Annotated in this window: 11 protein-coding genes, 1 tRNA gene and 2 CRISPR repeat arrays (1 of these 14 running past the window's edge); of the genes, 8 read left to right on the top strand and 4 right to left on the bottom strand. The window is 61.2% G+C overall.

Going from position 1 to position 16,516, the window contains the following annotated elements; all coding sequences use genetic code 11:
• Positions 1–1,790: direct repeats of the CRISPR family, unit length 30 nt; unit sequence GCTTCAACCCCACAAGGGTTCGTCTGAAAG; it reaches 3,428 nt to the left of the window's first position.
• A 412-nt stretch (positions 1,791–2,202) separates the two neighbouring features.
• The 8 genes from cas6 (at position 2,203) to cas2 (ending at position 11,601) form a co-directional block, all read left to right on the top strand.
• Positions 2,203–3,015, top strand: a complete 813-nt coding sequence (gene cas6 / locus C471_RS02215) for a CRISPR-associated endoribonuclease Cas6 (RefSeq protein ID WP_004046329.1) — start codon at positions 2,203–2,205, stop codon at positions 3,013–3,015.
• Positions 3,012–5,165: a type I-B CRISPR-associated protein Cas8b/Csh1 gene (cas8b, locus tag C471_RS02210; RefSeq protein ID WP_004046328.1), complete on the top strand. Its 2,154-nt coding sequence runs from the start codon at positions 3,012–3,014 to the stop codon at positions 5,163–5,165. The genes cas6 and cas8b overlap by 4 nt, the downstream gene beginning before the upstream one ends.
• Positions 5,158–6,288: a type I-B CRISPR-associated protein Cas7/Csh2 gene (gene cas7b, locus C471_RS02205; protein WP_004046327.1), complete on the top strand. Its 1,131-nt coding sequence runs from the start codon at positions 5,158–5,160 to the stop codon at positions 6,286–6,288. Before cas8b ends, cas7b begins: the two co-directional genes overlap by 8 nt.
• Positions 6,288–7,082 (top strand): type I-B CRISPR-associated protein Cas5b, encoded by a 795-nt coding sequence (gene cas5b / locus C471_RS02200; RefSeq protein ID WP_004046326.1) that lies wholly within the window; start codon positions 6,288–6,290, stop codon positions 7,080–7,082. Before cas7b ends, cas5b begins: the two co-directional genes overlap by 1 nt.
• The gene (locus tag C471_RS02195) at positions 7,079–9,739 is read left to right on the top strand and encodes a CRISPR-associated endonuclease Cas3'' (RefSeq protein ID WP_239638601.1); all 2,661 of its coding nucleotides are present in this window, start codon (positions 7,079–7,081) and stop codon (positions 9,737–9,739) included. Before cas5b ends, C471_RS02195 begins: the two co-directional genes overlap by 4 nt.
• 68 nt (positions 9,740–9,807) lie before the next feature.
• On the top strand, positions 9,808–10,347 hold the full coding sequence (cas4, locus tag C471_RS02190; RefSeq protein WP_004046324.1) for a CRISPR-associated protein Cas4: 540 nt from the start codon (positions 9,808–9,810) through the stop codon (positions 10,345–10,347).
• 1 nt (position 10,348) lies between these two features.
• Positions 10,349–11,341, top strand: a complete 993-nt coding sequence (gene cas1b / locus C471_RS02185; RefSeq protein ID WP_004046323.1) for a type I-B CRISPR-associated endonuclease Cas1b — start codon at positions 10,349–10,351, stop codon at positions 11,339–11,341.
• Positions 11,341–11,601, top strand: coding sequence for a CRISPR-associated endonuclease Cas2 (gene cas2 / locus C471_RS02180; RefSeq protein ID WP_049908923.1), 261 nt, complete (start codon positions 11,341–11,343; stop codon positions 11,599–11,601). The genes cas1b and cas2 overlap by 1 nt, the downstream gene beginning before the upstream one ends.
• A gap of 110 nt (positions 11,602–11,711) precedes the next feature.
• A CRISPR array of direct repeats spans positions 11,712–12,329; the repeat unit is 30 nt; unit sequence CTTTCAGACGAACCCTTGTGGGGTTGAAGC.
• A 449-nt stretch (positions 12,330–12,778) separates the two neighbouring features.
• On the opposite strand, the gene C471_RS16785 is transcribed toward cas2, so the two are convergent.
• The 4 genes from C471_RS16785 to C471_RS02160 all read right to left on the bottom strand — a co-directional run bounded on the left by C471_RS16785 (position 12,779) and on the right by C471_RS02160 (position 16,468).
• Complete coding sequence (locus C471_RS16785) at positions 12,779–14,896, bottom strand: DUF7845 domain-containing protein (RefSeq protein WP_152421796.1); 2,118 nt, start codon at positions 14,894–14,896, stop codon at positions 12,779–12,781.
• Between the two features lie 138 nt (positions 14,897–15,034).
• A tRNA-Thr gene (locus C471_RS02170) sits at positions 15,035–15,108 on the bottom strand.
• A 95-nt stretch (positions 15,109–15,203) separates the two neighbouring features.
• Complete coding sequence (locus C471_RS02165) at positions 15,204–15,755, bottom strand: GNAT family N-acetyltransferase (RefSeq protein ID WP_004046320.1); 552 nt, start codon at positions 15,753–15,755, stop codon at positions 15,204–15,206.
• A gap of 71 nt (positions 15,756–15,826) precedes the next feature.
• Complete coding sequence (locus tag C471_RS02160; RefSeq protein ID WP_004046319.1) at positions 15,827–16,468, bottom strand: CBS domain-containing protein; 642 nt, start codon at positions 16,466–16,468, stop codon at positions 15,827–15,829.
• Positions 16,469–16,516: the final 48 nt, after the last annotated feature.

Below are 16,516 nucleotides of genomic sequence, written 5' to 3'. Positions count from 1 at the left end.
CCGGGGAGAATCGCCATCGCGAGGCTTCAACCCCACAAGGGTTCGTCTGAAAGACTCCGCGCCGAGATCGTCGACCCACCGGAGAGGCTGCTTCAACCCCACAAGGGTTCGTCTGAAAGGTATCTGGAACCGTTCCTACGGGCTCATTATCAACGCTTCAACCCCACAAGGGTTCGTCTGAAAGTATCGAGGTTCCGACCGACCCGGACGAGGAGCTTGAGCTTCAACCCCACAAGGGTTCGTCTGAAAGGATGATCGAAAGCTTTGGGTAGGTAATCCGACCAAGGCTTCAACCCCACAAGGGTTCGTCTGAAAGCCGCCTCCGCACGTGGAACCTACAGGACAAGCGTACGCTTCAACCCCACAAGGGTTCGTCTGAAAGCGTCCTTACCACCGACTCGCCGGACCGCCCGATCTTGCTTCAACCCCACAAGGGTTCGTCTGAAAGAGCGGTCCCGGGTCCGGGTCATCGTCGGGAGGAGTGCTTCAACCCCACAAGGGTTCGTCTGAAAGTACGCTCGACCAGATCGACAAGGTCGAGGTAATCGTGCTTCAACCCCACAAGGGTTCGTCTGAAAGCCTACTCGGGAGCGTCCCGTACACCTTCGACAACGCGCTTCAACCCCACAAGGGTTCGTCTGAAAGGTCGCCGATGAACTTGAGCGGGTCATCTTGAGTGCGCTTCAACCCCACAAGGGTTCGTCTGAAAGCGGCACGTCATGCGCCGTCACCTCGGAATTCGTGCTTCAACCCCACAAGGGTTCGTCTGAAAGGGCTTCCTCGACGCCGAGTCGTGGCTCGCGCGCTCGCTTCAACCCCACAAGGGTTCGTCTGAAAGCGCCGTCGAGCCGCGGGAACAGCACCCGGTCGGAGCTTCAACCCCACAAGGGTTCGTCTGAAAGCGGCGCCAGCTCGTCGCGCGGCGGGTCGGGCTCGTCGCTTCAACCCCACAAGGGTTCGTCTGAAAGCCGGTCACGTCGTCGCTGACGCGATCGCCAGCGAGGCTTCAACCCCACAAGGGTTCGTCTGAAAGACCTCAGTGACGGGTGTCGGCTCTGGCACGGCGGCGCTTCAACCCCACAAGGGTTCGTCTGAAAGGATCCCGGCCGACCCCTACCTCGAAAGCGAGTTTCAGCTTCAACCCCACAAGGGTTCGTCTGAAAGGACGTGCCGTTCACCCCGGTTGACCTTGTGTGTTGGCTTCAACCCCACAAGGGTTCGTCTGAAAGCAGACCTCTCGTCGAACTACGCGACGCCGCAGGCGCTTCAACCCCACAAGGGTTCGTCTGAAAGGACCCGAGTGGGTACATTGGTGTGCGTGGCGAACTCGCGCTTCAACCCCACAAGGGTTCGTCTGAAAGGATTGATCGCGGCTCATGCCCTCACCCCGTCCGGGATGCTTCAACCCCACAAGGGTTCGTCTGAAAGGACGTAGGCCGTCGCGAGGACGGTCCCGATGCCGATGCTTCAACCCCACAAGGGTTCGTCTGAAAGGAGCAGGTACGCGCTTCGGCGGGCTCGCAGACGATGCTTCAACCCCACAAGGGTTCGTCTGAAAGTCGTTACGTCGTTCCAGACGTGCTTTACCCGCGAGGGCGCTTCAACCCCACAAGGGTTCGTCTGAAANGCTTCAACCCCACAAGGGTTCGTCTGAAAGTCGTTACGTCGTTCCAGACGTGCTTTACCCGCGAGGGCGCTTCAACCCCACAAGGGTTCGTCTGAAAGTGCGCTACTCCCGCCGAGCCGTCCACCGAGCGCTCGCTTCAACCCCACAAGGGTTCGTCTGAAAGGGTGGCTGCTTTGCGCACCACAGGCGGTCTATTGGGGGCTCACACACAAATTTTTCTGTCGACCTTCAATAGCCCCCAAACCCCCAGGGGGTCGACGACGCTCGCGGGATTCCCCCAAGAGGCCGAGCCACTCGTTCGCCGATCGCCGGGTGGATATTCGAGGCGTAGGTGTCACTACCGGCATGAACTCGGACGTTCCTGTCGATCAGCGCGATATCTCACCCGACGCGACGTCGACGGTCACGGGAACAGGGCGCTTCGACAGCGAGCGCTCCGGGTCGATTTCGATCCGTCATATCGATCTGAATCTCAAATGAACTATCTATGGGGGAAAATATATTAACCAAGCTATAGTCGGCACAATATGCAACTTATTGATGATTCAAACACATATTGAACGAAGGATCAATCGATGCGCGTCGTAGCGCGGCTGTCGGCACGGGCAGACACCGCGTACGATAACACGTACCACCACAAGCTCCGCGGACGGGTGTGGCGCGCCCTCGACGGAACGGAGTACGAGGCCCCCCACGACACGAACGAGCCGCCGGGATTCACGTTCTCGAACCCATTTCCACCCCGAGATATGTCGGAAGGCGACGAGCGAACGCTGCTCGTCGCCTCACCGGACGAGGAACTGCTCACGCACGTGGCTCAGAATCTCCAGCAGGAGCCCGAACTCAATATCGGTCAAATGCCTTTCACGGTTGATGACCTCTCGGTGATCGAGCCCAACGTCGGTGAGCCCGGAAGCACCGGTGTCCTCGAGAGCGGTACCGGACTGCTCATTCGGATCCCTCCGTGGCGATGTGAGGAGTACGGCATCGACCATCCCGGCGGTGACACGGCGACCTTCTGGCAACCCGAATTCGGTATGGAGCCACTCCGAACGCAGATCGAGTCCAATCTCGACGCCAAACACGGGCGACACGCACCCGACCATCTACCGGGGCCAAGCGACCGACCGGGAGAGCTCTTCGACGGCTACGAGTTGATCAAGACGTTCGCAGTACCAGTCGAGGTGACACAGGGGCAGACGATGACGTACGTCCTTAGCAAGTGGCGACTTCCCTACACGGTTCGCGACGACCACCACCGTCGTCATCTCAACCTCGCGCTCTCGTGCGGGCTCGGCGAGCGGAATGGGCTTGGGCTCGGCTTCCTGAACGTCGCCGAGAAGCGAAGCCCGTTCGGCGAGCCGGCTCCGGAGGAACACAGCGGATGAGCCTCCTTCCGAAACCGGCGGAGTTCAGGAAGACGTACAGTGACGACGAGAACCTCGCCGCCGAGCTCCCCGATCGCCCGATCGCTTCGCTACGCGACCTCCAGTACCTCTACGGCCGGCTCTACACGCTCGCGACCGCCGGTGGCGGCGAGTTCGCGCCGTACCTCACGCCAGAGAAGTCGACGGACCTGTTCGGCGAGCCGGAGAGCCTAGCAATCCTCCGTGTCGACCTCACGGGTGACGACCCGAAACTCGACCCGAAGCACCCGGTCGAATTCCAGAGCTACTCGCGTGAGGACGTGGAAGCGGTCGCACACGCGTGGTACGACGCGGCACGGGGGTTCGACCACAGTATTACACACCGCACCGGTGCGGGCAAGGAACCGGAGAAGGTGGCCGAGTACCTCTACCAGCGGCTTACTTACTGGGCAGCCGACGAGGTAATCCAAAAGGCCGCCGCCGAGCACGAAGACGGCTGGATCGTCGAGGAGCTCGCCGAACTGGGCGATCGGGACGGTGTTAAGGAAACTATCGTTGACGCCGTCAAAAGACAGCTTGAGGGATCGACGACGGCACTGACGACCGTCGCGGTCAAGCTCGAACCCGACAGAGATTACGAGCTACCGGGTGCGTGCGGGACTACGGTGTTCAACGAGGCGATGCGTACGCGCAAGCGCTCGAAGCTTGTCTCGAAGAACGCCGCGACGAACTCCATCGGCCAAGCGACGGACCTCGTCACGGGGCAGGACGGACCGACCGTCGGAACTGCTGAGGACCCGCTAAACTACTTCCTCGGCAAGCAGCTTGAGAAGTTTCCTGGACTCGACCCCGACGAGGCGTGGCGATCGCACCCCGTCTCGGAGGACGTCGCCGTCACGCTGATGAACGCTTCGACGTTCATCGACGTCTGCTCGTACTACACACTGGAATCGAACGTCTACTACCTGCCGTACTTCTTCGGGCAGCCGACACCCGGAGACGCGCGGGAGCTGTACACTGCGCTGTACAAGGTGGCGGACGAAGAGGATCTGACTCCTGTTGAGCAGATGTACAGCGACTACAACCCTCAGGAGTGGGACGATCCTGATGGCGACCGACTTCAGTTCTACGTCGCCGCTGTGCTTCAACACCAAACCAAACGGTACGACGTGTTCGGCGATGAGATGAACGCCTCGCTGATGCACCCAGTCGAGCTCGCCCGCGAACACTGTGCGATACTCTCCAGTTGGGCCTTCGACGACACTGCGGACCTCCCGAACCCAGACGTTCGACCCGCGCTACCTGTACACGAGGAGTGGTCGTTGCTGCGTACAGATGTGGAGACGATGCTCGGTTTGATAGCCGGCGGTACCTACTTCCAGTCGACGTTCGCGACGCCGGATGACGACGACACGGTGTCCGCGGACGACCTCCGCATTCAAGCGCTGGTCGCGTCACTCTCCGGAGGATCGATCCCCGTTGAGCGCGTGCTCGAGGAGTATGCCGACCGTCTGATCGAGGAGAGCGACGAGGATGATGAGGGCTTCCCGTCGATGTTTGTCGCCATGCAGCACGCACAGCTGTGTGCGTTCGCGGCGGCAGGTCTGCTGACGGGCGAGGACGAATCGCTGACGAAACCGGCGGAGTACGCAACATCCCAGATGCAACTCGACACGACACAACGCGCTCGAACCGACGGCGGATCGAAAGCCGTCAAACGCGCACAGAAACTCGAACAGTTCCTCGATGACACGCCGGCGCTTGCGACCGAGAACCCGCAGCGGCGCGGAGGATTCCTGCTCGGCGTACTCGTCGGACAGGTCTCCAGCTACCAGCAGTCCTCGGAGAACCGGTCGACGACGCTCGTCGACCAGTACTCGATCAAATCCGTCACCGGCTCGAAGATAGAGCGGCTCGCGAGCGATGTCCTCGACAAGAACGTCGTTTACTCACGCGAAAACCGGATGTCCTCGACGATGTATGCCGAGGTCGTCGACAAGCTCGTCGAGACGCTCCCGCGCGCGGAGCGCGACGGCGGCTGGGACATCGACACGAGCGAACTGCGCTACTACTACGCGCTCGGCGTCGCCTACGGCATGAACAATTGGATCTCGGACGAGGAGGCCGACGAACAGACTGACGACGACGCAATCCCCGACACCAATGAGTGAACACGCCTACGCTGACGACGAGTACGAGCCCGTGGAGAATCGTTCGGAGATCGTTTTCTGTTACGACGCGGTCGACGCCAATCCGAACGGGAATCCACTAAGCGGGGCGAACCGCCCCCGGATTGACCCCCGGACGGAGCAGGCTATCGTCACGGACGTGCGGCTGAAACGCTATCTCCGTGACCAACTCGACGCCGACGGCCACGGCGTCTATGTCCGGAACGTCAAGGGAGAGGGTGGCAACCAAGCCCAGCGATGGGAGCTTCTGGAAAACTGTCTCAAGTCACTCGATCCGGATGAGTGGGACCTCGACGATCTCGACGAGGAGGAGGCGGCCGAGCTCCGTGAGGAGGTATTTGGTACCTTCCTCGACGACGCCGCCGACGTGCGTTACTTCGGGGCGACGATGAGTATGGACATGCAGGGAAACTACGAGGGATTCGAGGACTACCTCCCGGACCACTTCACGGGGCCCGTACAGTTCTCTCCGGGGAAAACGATCCATTCGGTTACCGAGAACGAGGAGTATAACAGCCTGACGAGCGTTATCGCGACTGGCGCCGATAAGGAGCAAGGTGGGTTCGACCTTGACGACCACCGGATCCAGTACGGCTTTATCGCGTTTCACGGACTCGTCGATGAGCATGGCTCGGACGATACGAAGCTGACGCCTGCGGATGTCGAGCGCCTCGACACACTCTGCTGGCGAGCGATTAAGAACCAGACGATTAGCCGGAGTAAGGTGGGACAGGAGCCTCGACTCTACCTCCGCGTCGAGTATGCCGACGAAGGGTTCCACATCGGCGGGCTCACTCGCGATCTCGCGGTCGACGAGTCGACATCGGAGCCGGTCGACGAGATCCGAAACGTTCGGGACCTCACGGTCGATCTGACCGACCTCGTCGAGCGGCTCGGCCGACACGCTGACCGCATCGAGCGCGTTCGCGTCGCGACGAGCGACGTGCTGGACGTGGCCGTCGACGGTGAGCGTCTCGCTGCCGGCGCCGAGGTCGGCGACCACGGGCTCCACGATGTCCTTCGTGACGTAGTCGGCGATGACGCCGTCAGCGTGGTCGACGTGTATGACGAGGCCGCCGAGACGATGCCGAGCGCGGACGACTGATGACCCAGCACTCGCTCGGCGACTGGGACGACGACAACTTCGGCACCGAGTCAGCTGAGTGTCTCTCGTTCGAACTCCGTGGCCAGTGGGGACACTTCCGGCGGGTCGAGGGGAACATCGTCAAACAGACGTACCGAATCCCTCCCCGGACGACGATTGCCGGGATCATCGCCGCGATCCTCGGGCTCGATAGGGACAGCTACTACGATGCCTTCGCTTCCGAACGCTCCGGGATCGCCGTTCAACCGACCGAGGAACTGCGCACGATGAACCTCCCACAGAACACGCTGTCGACGGCGAAAGAGGACATGAAGAGGGTACCGTCTCGCGGCCACGCGCGAATCTCGATGCCGGACTCAACCGAATTACGCCAGCAACACAACTATGAGGTACTCGTTGATCCCGCATATCGAATCGATGTCCAGCTCGACGACTCCGAGCTGTTCGGGGATCTTCGGACGCGCCTAGAGGAGGGGACGAGCCACTACCCGCCGAGCCTCGGCCTGTCGGAGCATCTCGCCGAGGTGGAGTACCTCGGAACGTTCGAGGCCGAATCATGTGAGGCAGAGGATACGGACATCGACTCGGTCGTCGTTGAGGCGATCGACGATGTCGAACTCGCCCCCGGAAATCCTGTTCGTGTGGAGCGGTCGCCGGGGTTTATGGCGGCCGACGCTGGCGGGCGCACGACGACGAAGTTCCTCTCGCTGGCCTACTCGCCGGACGCGGAGCCGGTCCACGTCCACGACGTCGAGACCTCACGTGTGGATGGACGGCGGGTGATGTTCAGTTGAACGGATTCGACATCGACGCACCACCGTCACACTTTCGCGAGCGTGACGGCGTCGACGTGCCACTGGACGTCCACCTCGCAGATGTCGCAGAGCGGATCGAGACGTTCGTCCCAGAGAGAGCGACGACTGTAGCCGGCAGCGCTGTCGTCGACATCGGTCAGCGGATAGCATGGATCCATGACATTGGAAAGCTCACCACGTGGTTCCAGAAGCACCTACACGCGGACGATGACAGCCGTGAGATAGGTGGGCCGTCCCACCACGCGCCGCTCGGTGCGCTCGTGGCATACTACGTGCTCGACGCGGCCGGGTTCGAGAGCGACGATCCGCTGGTCGGCTTTCTTACAGTCGCGAGACACCACGGCCAACTCCCGGACACAGCTGACTACGTCCGCAAGGCAACCGCCGAGCGCGACGAGGGGCCGCTCCACCGACTGTTCCGTGAGGATACCTTTGAGCAGGTCGCAAACATCGACGCGAACGAATCCACCGTCGCCGACGCCCTGATCGACCGCTCGACCGGCGGTGAGGGATCGTGGGAGGGGTTCTGTGAATGGCTACACGAGATCCACGAGCAGGACCGATTTACGCAGATCGGCAAGCACGTGCTTGGCGGTCGAAAGCTGTCCTTCAAAGAATCCGAACAACTGTCCGAAGAGTTCTACGATGGGGTTCTCCAGACCTGGAGCGCGCTCGTGCTCGCGGACAAGACGAGTGCCCGTCATTTGACGAGTGAAGTGGATCTGCCGTCGGAGATGATATACGGATCACCCACGCCGAGACGAACCGCGATCGACGCGAAAGTTCGGACGCTCCAGTGGGACGCCAAGCGCTCGGGTGTGGACGATCGAACGCGCTCGTTGAATGAGAAACGGGAACAGGCACGCCGAGAAGTTCGTTCCCGAGCGGAGGATTTCGCAGAATCGAGCGATTCCGTCGCAACGCTCACGCTGCCGACGGGGCTTGGGAAGACGCTCACCGGGCTCGATGCCGGGCTGACCGTTCTCGACCGAAAAGCGGGAGACGGACGGCTCGTGTATGCGCTTCCGTTCACCTCCATCATCGACCAGGTGGCCACAGAGAGTGAGTCCGTGTTCGACGTCGATCGTGTCGACAGCGACGTGTTGACCGTCGACCACCATCTCTCCGAGACGCGCGTGCCGCTTCCCGGATCGCCCGAGGAAGTTCCCGACGACACTCGGGCCGACGCGGAGGCAATTCTCGGTGAGAGCTGGCGGTCGGGAATGGTCGTGACGACGTTCGTACAACTGTTCGAGAGTCTCGCAGGACCGGGAAACGTCCAGTCGATGAAGCTGCCGTCTCTCTACGATAGCGTCGTGGTACTCGACGAACCGCAGGCGCTTCCCCACCGGTGGTGGGCGCTCGTCGAGCGACTTGCTCGCCTGCTCGTTGAGGAGTACGATGCCACGGTGATCGCCATGACGGCCACCCAGCCGAAGCTGTTCACCGGAAGCGAGGACGATGAGACAGCAGAGCTCGTTCCCGATCCCGAACGATACTACGAGGGGCTCGACCGCGTCCGGTTCGAGCTCGGCCCGTCTGTGGAGGCTGCGCTCGATGGCGAGCCGGCACCGCTCGACTACGACCGCGCCGGCCAGCGACTAGCTGAAGTCGCAAGCGAGGGTGCGTCCGTCCTTTCGATCTGCAACACTATCGACAGCGCGCGAGAGCTGACTCAGTCAGTCGAGCAGCATGCCAACCCGCTCGTAGTCAACGACGTGTACGACCGTGTGCTCGCGAGCGAGGGCGGGAAACCCGCCGACATATCGCCCGAGCTGACCGTCGAGCGAGCGCTCGATGGATGGGATAGTGACCGGCCGCTGCTCGTCCACCTTACAACGCGACACCGGCCAGTGGACCGCAAGCACCTCATCGACGTTGCAATCGAGCTGACGGAACACGAACTGCCGGTCGTCTTCGTCTCGACACAACTCATTGAGGCGGGAGTCGACGTGAGTTTCGACCGCGTGTTCCGGGACTTCGCCCCGCTTGACAGCATCGTTCAGGCGGCGGGCCGATGTAACCGATCGTTCGACCGGGAGACGGGTCTTGTAACAACTTGGGTCCTCGAACCGCCGGAGGGGAGAGAGCGAACACCATCCGCAGCCGTGTACGACTACGGCGGCGACAGCCTGACGAAGATCGCTGCGCTCGCGCTGGCAGAGGTGTACGACGGGGACCCGATGGACGAGTACACCGTCACGCGAAGTGCCGTCGAGTCCTACTTTGGGAAGCTCAACGAGCGCGGAGTCGGGAACCCGGAGTACCTCAAGCACATCAAGAAGGCGGACGCCGAAACGCTCGGACGTCTATCGCTGATCGACGAACCGCCGTCGGTCGAGGTTATCGTCACGCGTACACGTGAGGAGAAAATTCACATCGACGAACTCCGAGACGCCTATCGCGAATACGATTGGGAGACGGTCGAAGCGAAGACGGAGCTACTGAAACCGCTACAGGTCTCTGTGCCGATGTACGGAAGCGACGACGAGGAGTTGTTCGCTCACTGCTCACCGATCGACGAGCGAGACGATCGCCTCCATATCGACGCTCGACAGGCACGGTTCGACGACTACTTCGACGCGACCGAGGGAGTCGTCACGCCCGATGACTCCGTGGAGGCACGACTTCTATGACCCCGACAAACGGGGCAGGTGGAAATAGAGATAGAAAATCCGGTGCTGCTGGAGGGGATTTCGACGGCGTGGATCCCGTCAAGCGTCTTCGGGAGACCGTCGCCGGAGAGCGCGACGATGACCCCTTCCGCGTGACGGGTGTGATGATACAGTACTATGTCGTCTGCGAGCGCGAACTCTGGTTCGCTAGCCGGCATCTCGAGATCGACCGAGAGAATCCCTCCGTGGTTCGCGGCACTCGTGTCGACGACACGGCCTACGAGGAGGAACGAGACAACCTCTCGCTTGGGATGGTGTCACTCGACCTCCTACAGGACGGACGCGTCGTCGAGATCAAACCCTCCTCGTCGCTGGTGGAACCGGCGAAGATGCAACTGTCGTACTACCTCTGGTATCTCGAAGAGTTTGTGGGCGTCGAGCGCGACGGTGTGCTCGTTCACCCGACCGAACGAACACGCGAATCGGTCGAACTCGACGACGAGCGCCGCGAAAAGGTAGAGGACACGATCCGTGGAATCCACCGCGTCGTCACGAACGACACGCCGCCCGAAGCCATCGAAAAGCCCTTCTGCTCGTCGTGTGCCTATCACGACTTCTGCTGGTGTTAATATGGACAAGAACTACCACGTATTCTCCGACGGACACATCGAACGACGAGACGATACGCTTCGCGTCGTCACCGATGATGGCGAGAAAAAGCATATTCCGATCGAACACGCGGAGGCCGTGTTCCTCCACGGGCAGATCGATTTCAACACGCGCTTCGTTTCGTTCCTCAACAACGAAGGGGTCGCAGCCCACGTGTTTGGCTGGAAGGACTATTACGCCGGCTCGGTCATGCCGGAGAAAGGCCAGACATCCGGTCAAACGGTCGTCGCTCAGGTCTCCGCCTACGAGGACGACGATCACCGGCTTCGAATCGCCCGTGAGTTCGTCGCCGGAAGCATTCACAACATGCGCTCGAATGTCTCCTACTACCACAACCGTGGACGGGACCTCCAACGAGCGCTCGACGGACTGGATGATGCCGCCGAGCTAATTGACGACACCGACAACGTGCCTGAGCTCATGGGCGTCGAAGCTACGGCGAGAAAGGCGTACTACAGAACTTTCTCAACAATCCTCCCCGACAATTACCCCTTTAATGGGCGACACTTCGACCCCCCGACAGACGAGGTGAACAGTGTAATTTCGTTCGGTAACTCGCTCGTGTACGCAAACTGCGTCTCTGCCATTCGTGCCACCGCGCTTGAGCCCTCCGTGAGCTACCTCCACGAGCCCGGTGAGCGGCGCTATTCGCTCTCACTTGACATCGCCGACCTGTTCAAGCCGGTGATCGCGGACCGCGTGATGTTCCGGCTGTTCAACCGTCAACAGCTCTCCGAATCGGACTTCCGCTCCGAAGTCGGTGCCTGTCTCCTCTCCGAATCTGGCCGCAAGACGTATACGAGAGAATTCGAGAAAACCCTAGAGGAGACGGTCGACCATCCTCGGCTCGATCGAAAGGTGAGCTATCAGTACCTCTTGCGACTGGAGGCCTACAAGCTCAAAAAGCACCTTCTCGCCGACGAGCCGTATGAGGCGTTCCGGAGGTGGTGGTGATGTACGTGGTATTAGTCTACGATATGGAGGCGGAACGGACCCAACGGATGTTGAAACTCTGTCGGCGCTATCTCACCCACGTACAGAACTCGGTGCTTGAAGGTCACATCACAGAAGGAGACCTCTCAAAACTTCGAAATTCTATCGAAGACCTCCTCATAACCGGTGAGAGTGTGATAATTTACGAACTCTCATCAGAAACGCTTGTGGATCGAACCGTGTATGGTGAGGACCCTGCCGAAGACAGTCGGTTTCTCTAGTCTGGGCAGACGAGTATCATCGACCCTGTGGATCAGAGGTTACTGGAGGTCGACGGAACGCTTGTGTGTGAGGAGCCAGTAGACCGGCCATGGTGCCTAAATCAGCCACCGTTTCAGACGAACACTTGTGGGGTTGAAGCTCAGGGTCAACACGTTTGCCGACGAACAGACCAGGAGCGTTTCAGACGAACCCTTGTGGGGTTGAAGCTGCCTTCGAGGACGACGACATCCAGGGGGAGACCACTTTCAGACGAACCCTTGTGGGGTTGAAGCGTCCTCGACCTTGGTTCAGATGTACAGTCCAACGCACTTTCAGACGAACCCTTGTGGGGTTGAAGCGCCGCGCGGATCGCGGCGCCGGTCCAGACAGCGGCTTTCAGACGAACCCTTGTGGGGTTGAAGCTACGAGAAGTACACCGAGACATCGCTGTCGAACTCCTTTCAGACGAACCCTTGTGGGGTTGAAGCACCCGTGAGGGGCTGGGCAGCCAATTCCGCGACGCTTTCAGACGAACCCTTGTGGGGTTGAAGCCCGTTGTAGACCACGCTCGGGTCCCCGCCGATATCCCTTTCAGACGAACCCTTGTGGGGTTGAAGCAACCTCTGCCACAACCTGATCGACTCGGACGTGCTTTCAGACGAACCCTTGTGGGGTTGAAGCAAGAAATTGCGTCAACCGTGTATCGCCGCGCAACGAGCTTTCAGACGAACCATTGTGGGGTTGAAGCCTCGGCGAGCTTGCGCGACAGCGTCGTCGACGGGATGCAAGGTTTCAGACGATTCTTGTTGGATTGAGACGTTACGTCAATCAAATTGATTGCGGGATCGTCGAAGCTTACAGATGGAATTTTGCGGACTGAAGCGCGCTATAATTTGTTGGAGAATTTGCTACGGTAAGCAACGGTAGCAAGGCGCGCCGAGTCAGGCGCGCCGACCTCCTGTGTTTTTGCTGTAATCTGCCGAGCGAAGCGAGGCAGTGGTTTACTCCAGTGGCTCCTTAGCCACACACCTAACGGAGAGGTGGGTACCCCACCTCGGAGTTAGGGCGGTGCGGGAGAAAGTGTAGTCACTCAGGGAGCGAGAGATCGACGAACTAGTCGCGATCACCGTCAGAAAAGAAGCAAAATAATCCGCTAACTACCCGAATCGATAGTGATGCCTCTCACGAGGTGTCGCGCTAGCCGGGGGTTCCTAGCGCGTCGGCAAAGTGGCGGGGTTCGTATACGCGACCGTCGACGAGAGTGATTTTTGGCGCGAACTCGAACGCGAACTGCCGAAGGTCCTCGCCCGTCACCTTCGACCACTGGCTCGCCCCACTCCGGAGGAGACGACGCGCCTCAGTGAGAGTATCGGCCCGGAATCCGATGTCGAGATCATCCGGATCGGCACCCTCGGTTCGGCTGATCTCCCCGCCGTATCTGTCGAGCCACCGACTCCACGGGTCGTCGTCACCGGCGTGAGCCTCCGCTCTGGTGAGCCCGTCAAGAGCGTTCTCCAAGCCGGACTTGATGCTGTTCGACACCGAGTCGATGTAGCCCGTGAGCTCCTGGGCGATGTACTTCGATCCGAGTTGAACCTCCCCGTAGGTATGATCCACGAGCGGCGAGAGCCGCTTGAGAGCGCGATAGACGGTGTCGATATGAACGTCGATGGATTGGGCCAACTGCTTCGGAGATGTCTCTCCGCCGTCCGTGAGGAGCGTCTCGACCAGCTCTGTGTCCGTCTCGTTCATCCGCGCCGCCGTCGCGAAGATCTGGTCGTCTTGTTTGTCCTCGATTCGTGGCAGACGGTCGGGGAGAAGCTTCCGCCACCGACGAGAACCGGTCACCTCGAAATAGTCGTCGTCGACGAACATCTGGCCGTCCGGGCGGGTCGGAATGCTCGACCAGTTGAGAACGTTCAACAGCGCCTCGTCGAGCTCCGTGACGAGCGTGTCGAGGTCGTTCCAGTACAGCGTGTCGTCGTGGATCGAATTCTGGAAGGAGACCCCGATCTTCGGGTTTTCGAGTGGCGTTCCCTCGACGGCGTCGGGGTTTCGCATGTGATAGTGCTTGAACTCCTTCGCCAATTCGTGACCGCCGACTAACTCGCCGGCACGACGAGAATCGATGGTCGCGGTATGGTAGTGACCGGGACACTCCCGGTCGTCACGGACGGACTTCGCGTACCCTTCGCGGTCGCCGGCGAGCAACAGGGAGATTTCGTGAAGCGTTCCGTCGTACGCGATGACCTTACCGGTCTCTCCGTTGAGTACTCTGACGTACAGCTCCGCGTCGACGATGTTCGACGACTTATGAATCCGATCCTCATCGAAGTCGCTCGGATAGATCGGGGTCGGACTGTTGAACCGGAATCCCTGACGCGTTGCGAGCGCATCGAGCGACTGCCGGAGCACCGTTGGATACTGCTCGAAGTCCCAATATGAGCCCTCAACTTCCACGTCGTATCCCTCCAAGTCGTAGGGGTTGGACATCGCACTATACCCTTCCTTAGTCTCGATATCCGGCCACCGGGGAGAGATACGGAAGTACACGCGCTTCCGTGCCTCTGACTTGGCATCTACGTACGAATCATACCCCTTCGGATACACGTAGACTTTGTACTCTCTCACCTCTTCGAGTTGGAAATTTTCGACATTTCGGGGGGCAATACCGCAGCGTTTGAATCCGAAATCTACGTTCCACTCTTGACCATTGATTTCCGTCGTCGTTTCGAGCGGACCATATTCTTCAAAGTCGTGTTCGCCCTGTAGCGACCGAAGCCCGAAGTAAGACCGAAGCGGATTGTCAAGATCCGAACAATCCCATTTGAGATACGCGTGGAACTCGTGGGGTTGTGGGTCGATGAACCGCCGAGAGAAGTGTTCGTCGCCGGAGTTGGTCTCCTCATCGCTGTCGGCCCCATCCGACTCGGCCTCGTCGTCGAGGCGTTTCTCGGCGCGCTCGTACGCCTCACAGGTCTTGAGATGAATTTCTGGGTCGTCGGTCCGGGTATGCACCTCGCCGCAGTATCGACACTGCGTGACCGGTTCCGCGTCGCATCTGCCCTCGTGTCTCGCCGCGATGCGGTGTTGTTTGAATTTACTCTGACAGAAGCGACATCTGGCGATGTATCGGGGGTTAACGGTTCGTCGCCGTGACCCCGTAGATGTGGTTGAGTTGGCTGTCGTATCCGCATCTGCCCGGAGTGCATCCGCTTCCGTCTGCTCGACCGATGTTTCGACAGAATCCGTCTGGTCGTCAGTGACTACCTCGGCCTCGTCGAGCTGCCCGAAGAAGTCGTCCGGGTCGGTCACTGCGACCACCCCCTTCCGTCGCAGCTGGCGCGCGGAGCCACGGGTCGGCTCGCACGACACCCCATTTTATTTGGGTGGACACTAGTTGTATTAGGTGCGAACTCCCCTTTAGCAGGGGAAATTGAACGAATCGTACGAAGCCAGGGCAGGGATTTGAACCCCGGAAGTCTCGATTACAAGTCGAGTGCATGAACCGCCCATGCTCCCCTGGCGCAGGCGGGCGTACTCGGTCCTCCTATGAGTGCGTGTCGCTTTCGGCGAAGGTGACGAGACGCGATGTCGTCGTCAGGGCCTCGCGATGTCGCGGTCAGTCGCTCCGGTCGTCGCCGTCTCCCTCTCTCCCGCCTCCGTCGTCAGCGCCGTCTTCTTCCTCCTCGCCACTCGCCGTCAGCGACTTCGTCAGCTCCACGCGGTGCGGCTCGTACCCCTCCGCCGCGTAGAACTCGCGGGCGCGCTCGTTAGCGGCGAGCGCCTCCAGCGCGACGGTCTCGGCGCCCGCCTCGCGGAGGGCTCGCTCGGCCGCGTCGAGCAGGTCGGCGCCGATCCCCTCGCCGCGTCGCTCGGGGACGACGAACAGGTTGCTCACGACCCCGCGGGTGCGGTCGCGCTCGTAGCCGCCCCGATCGAGCTCGAACCCGACGAATCCGACCGGCTCGTCGTCGTCTTCGCGCGCGACGAGGATCTCACCGGTGACCACCGAGCGCGCGACCCACTCCCGGACCGCCCCGCGGTTCCCCTCGGACAGCAGCGTCGACCCGTGCGCCCGCTGTCCCTCGGCGAGAGCGACCCACAGGTCGGTGAGGAGGTCCACGTCGTCGACGCTGGCGGGCGTGACGCGCACGCCGTCGCTGTCATCCATTCGATCGGCCTTCGGCACGCCGGGCGTTTGAGCCTACCGGCGGCAGAACGAGGCGGTGCCGGCGGATCGAGTCACACCTCGCGACACTCGGGACAGACCGCCTGCCCGTTCGCGCTCACGAGGTCGGGGACGAGCGCCCCGCAGCTCTCGCAGACGCCCTGCGTCGGCGATCCCGACGCGTCGGTAGAGGACGCCTCCACGGCGGGGTCGACGCCGCCGTCAGACCCCATCATCGCCGTGTCTCCGCGTCGGGGCTCTCCGGTCGCTTCCCCGTCGCTGAGGGGGTCGTGGACGCCGTCGCCGCTCCGGGGCGCGCCCGCGGCGAGCACGTCGCCACCGGTGACGACGCCGACCGCCTCGCCGTCTTCGACGACGACGATCCGGTCGGACCCCTCCGCGACGAGCCGCTCCTCGACGGCGGCCAGCGAGTCGTCGGGCGCCACCGTCGGGAGCGGCGGTCCCATGACCGACCCGACCGTGAGGTCGCCGTCGCCTTCGCCGCCTTCGCCGCCTTCGTCGCCGCCCGTGTCGAGAAGTGCACCGAGGGCGTCCCGACAGCCCAGCCGACCGACGGACTCGCCGCCCCGGAGGACGACGAGGCAGTTCGTTTCCTCGTCGACTAAAAGCGCCGCCGCGTCGCGCAGCGGGTCCGACTCGCTCACGCCGAGGAACTCGCGATGCATCACGTCGCGAACCGTGGTGTCTGTTCGCATAACCCGTGGTTCCGCAGCGAACGGCTAAAAGGTGCCCCCGGTATCGTT

It is taken from the genome of Halorubrum saccharovorum DSM 1137, from assembly GCF_000337915.1.
In the GTDB taxonomy this organism is placed as follows: Archaea; Halobacteriota; Halobacteria; order Halobacteriales; family Haloferacaceae; genus Halorubrum; species Halorubrum saccharovorum.
This window is presented reverse-complemented; position numbering and strand designations above follow the sequence as displayed.

Bases quoted from the DNA above. Each gene is read 5' to 3' on its own strand.
- cas6 (WP_004046329.1), top strand. From the start codon at position 2,203: ATGCGCGTCGTAGCGCGGCTGTCGGCACGGGCAGACACCGCGTACGAT.
- cas8b (WP_004046328.1), top strand. From the start codon at position 3,012: ATGAGCCTCCTTCCGAAACCGGCGGAGTTCAGGAAGACGTACAGTGAC.
- cas7b (WP_004046327.1), top strand. From the start codon at position 5,158: ATGAGTGAACACGCCTACGCTGACGACGAGTACGAGCCCGTGGAGAAT.
- cas5b (WP_004046326.1), top strand. From the start codon at position 6,288: ATGACCCAGCACTCGCTCGGCGACTGGGACGACGACAACTTCGGCACC.
- cas1b (WP_004046323.1), top strand. From the start codon at position 10,349: ATGGACAAGAACTACCACGTATTCTCCGACGGACACATCGAACGACGA.
- cas2 (WP_049908923.1), top strand. From the start codon at position 11,341: ATGTACGTGGTATTAGTCTACGATATGGAGGCGGAACGGACCCAACGG.
- C471_RS02165 (WP_004046320.1), bottom strand. From the start codon at position 15,755: ATGGATGACAGCGACGGCGTGCGCGTCACGCCCGCCAGCGTCGACGAC.
- C471_RS02160 (WP_004046319.1), bottom strand. From the start codon at position 16,468: ATGCGAACAGACACCACGGTTCGCGACGTGATGCATCGCGAGTTCCTC.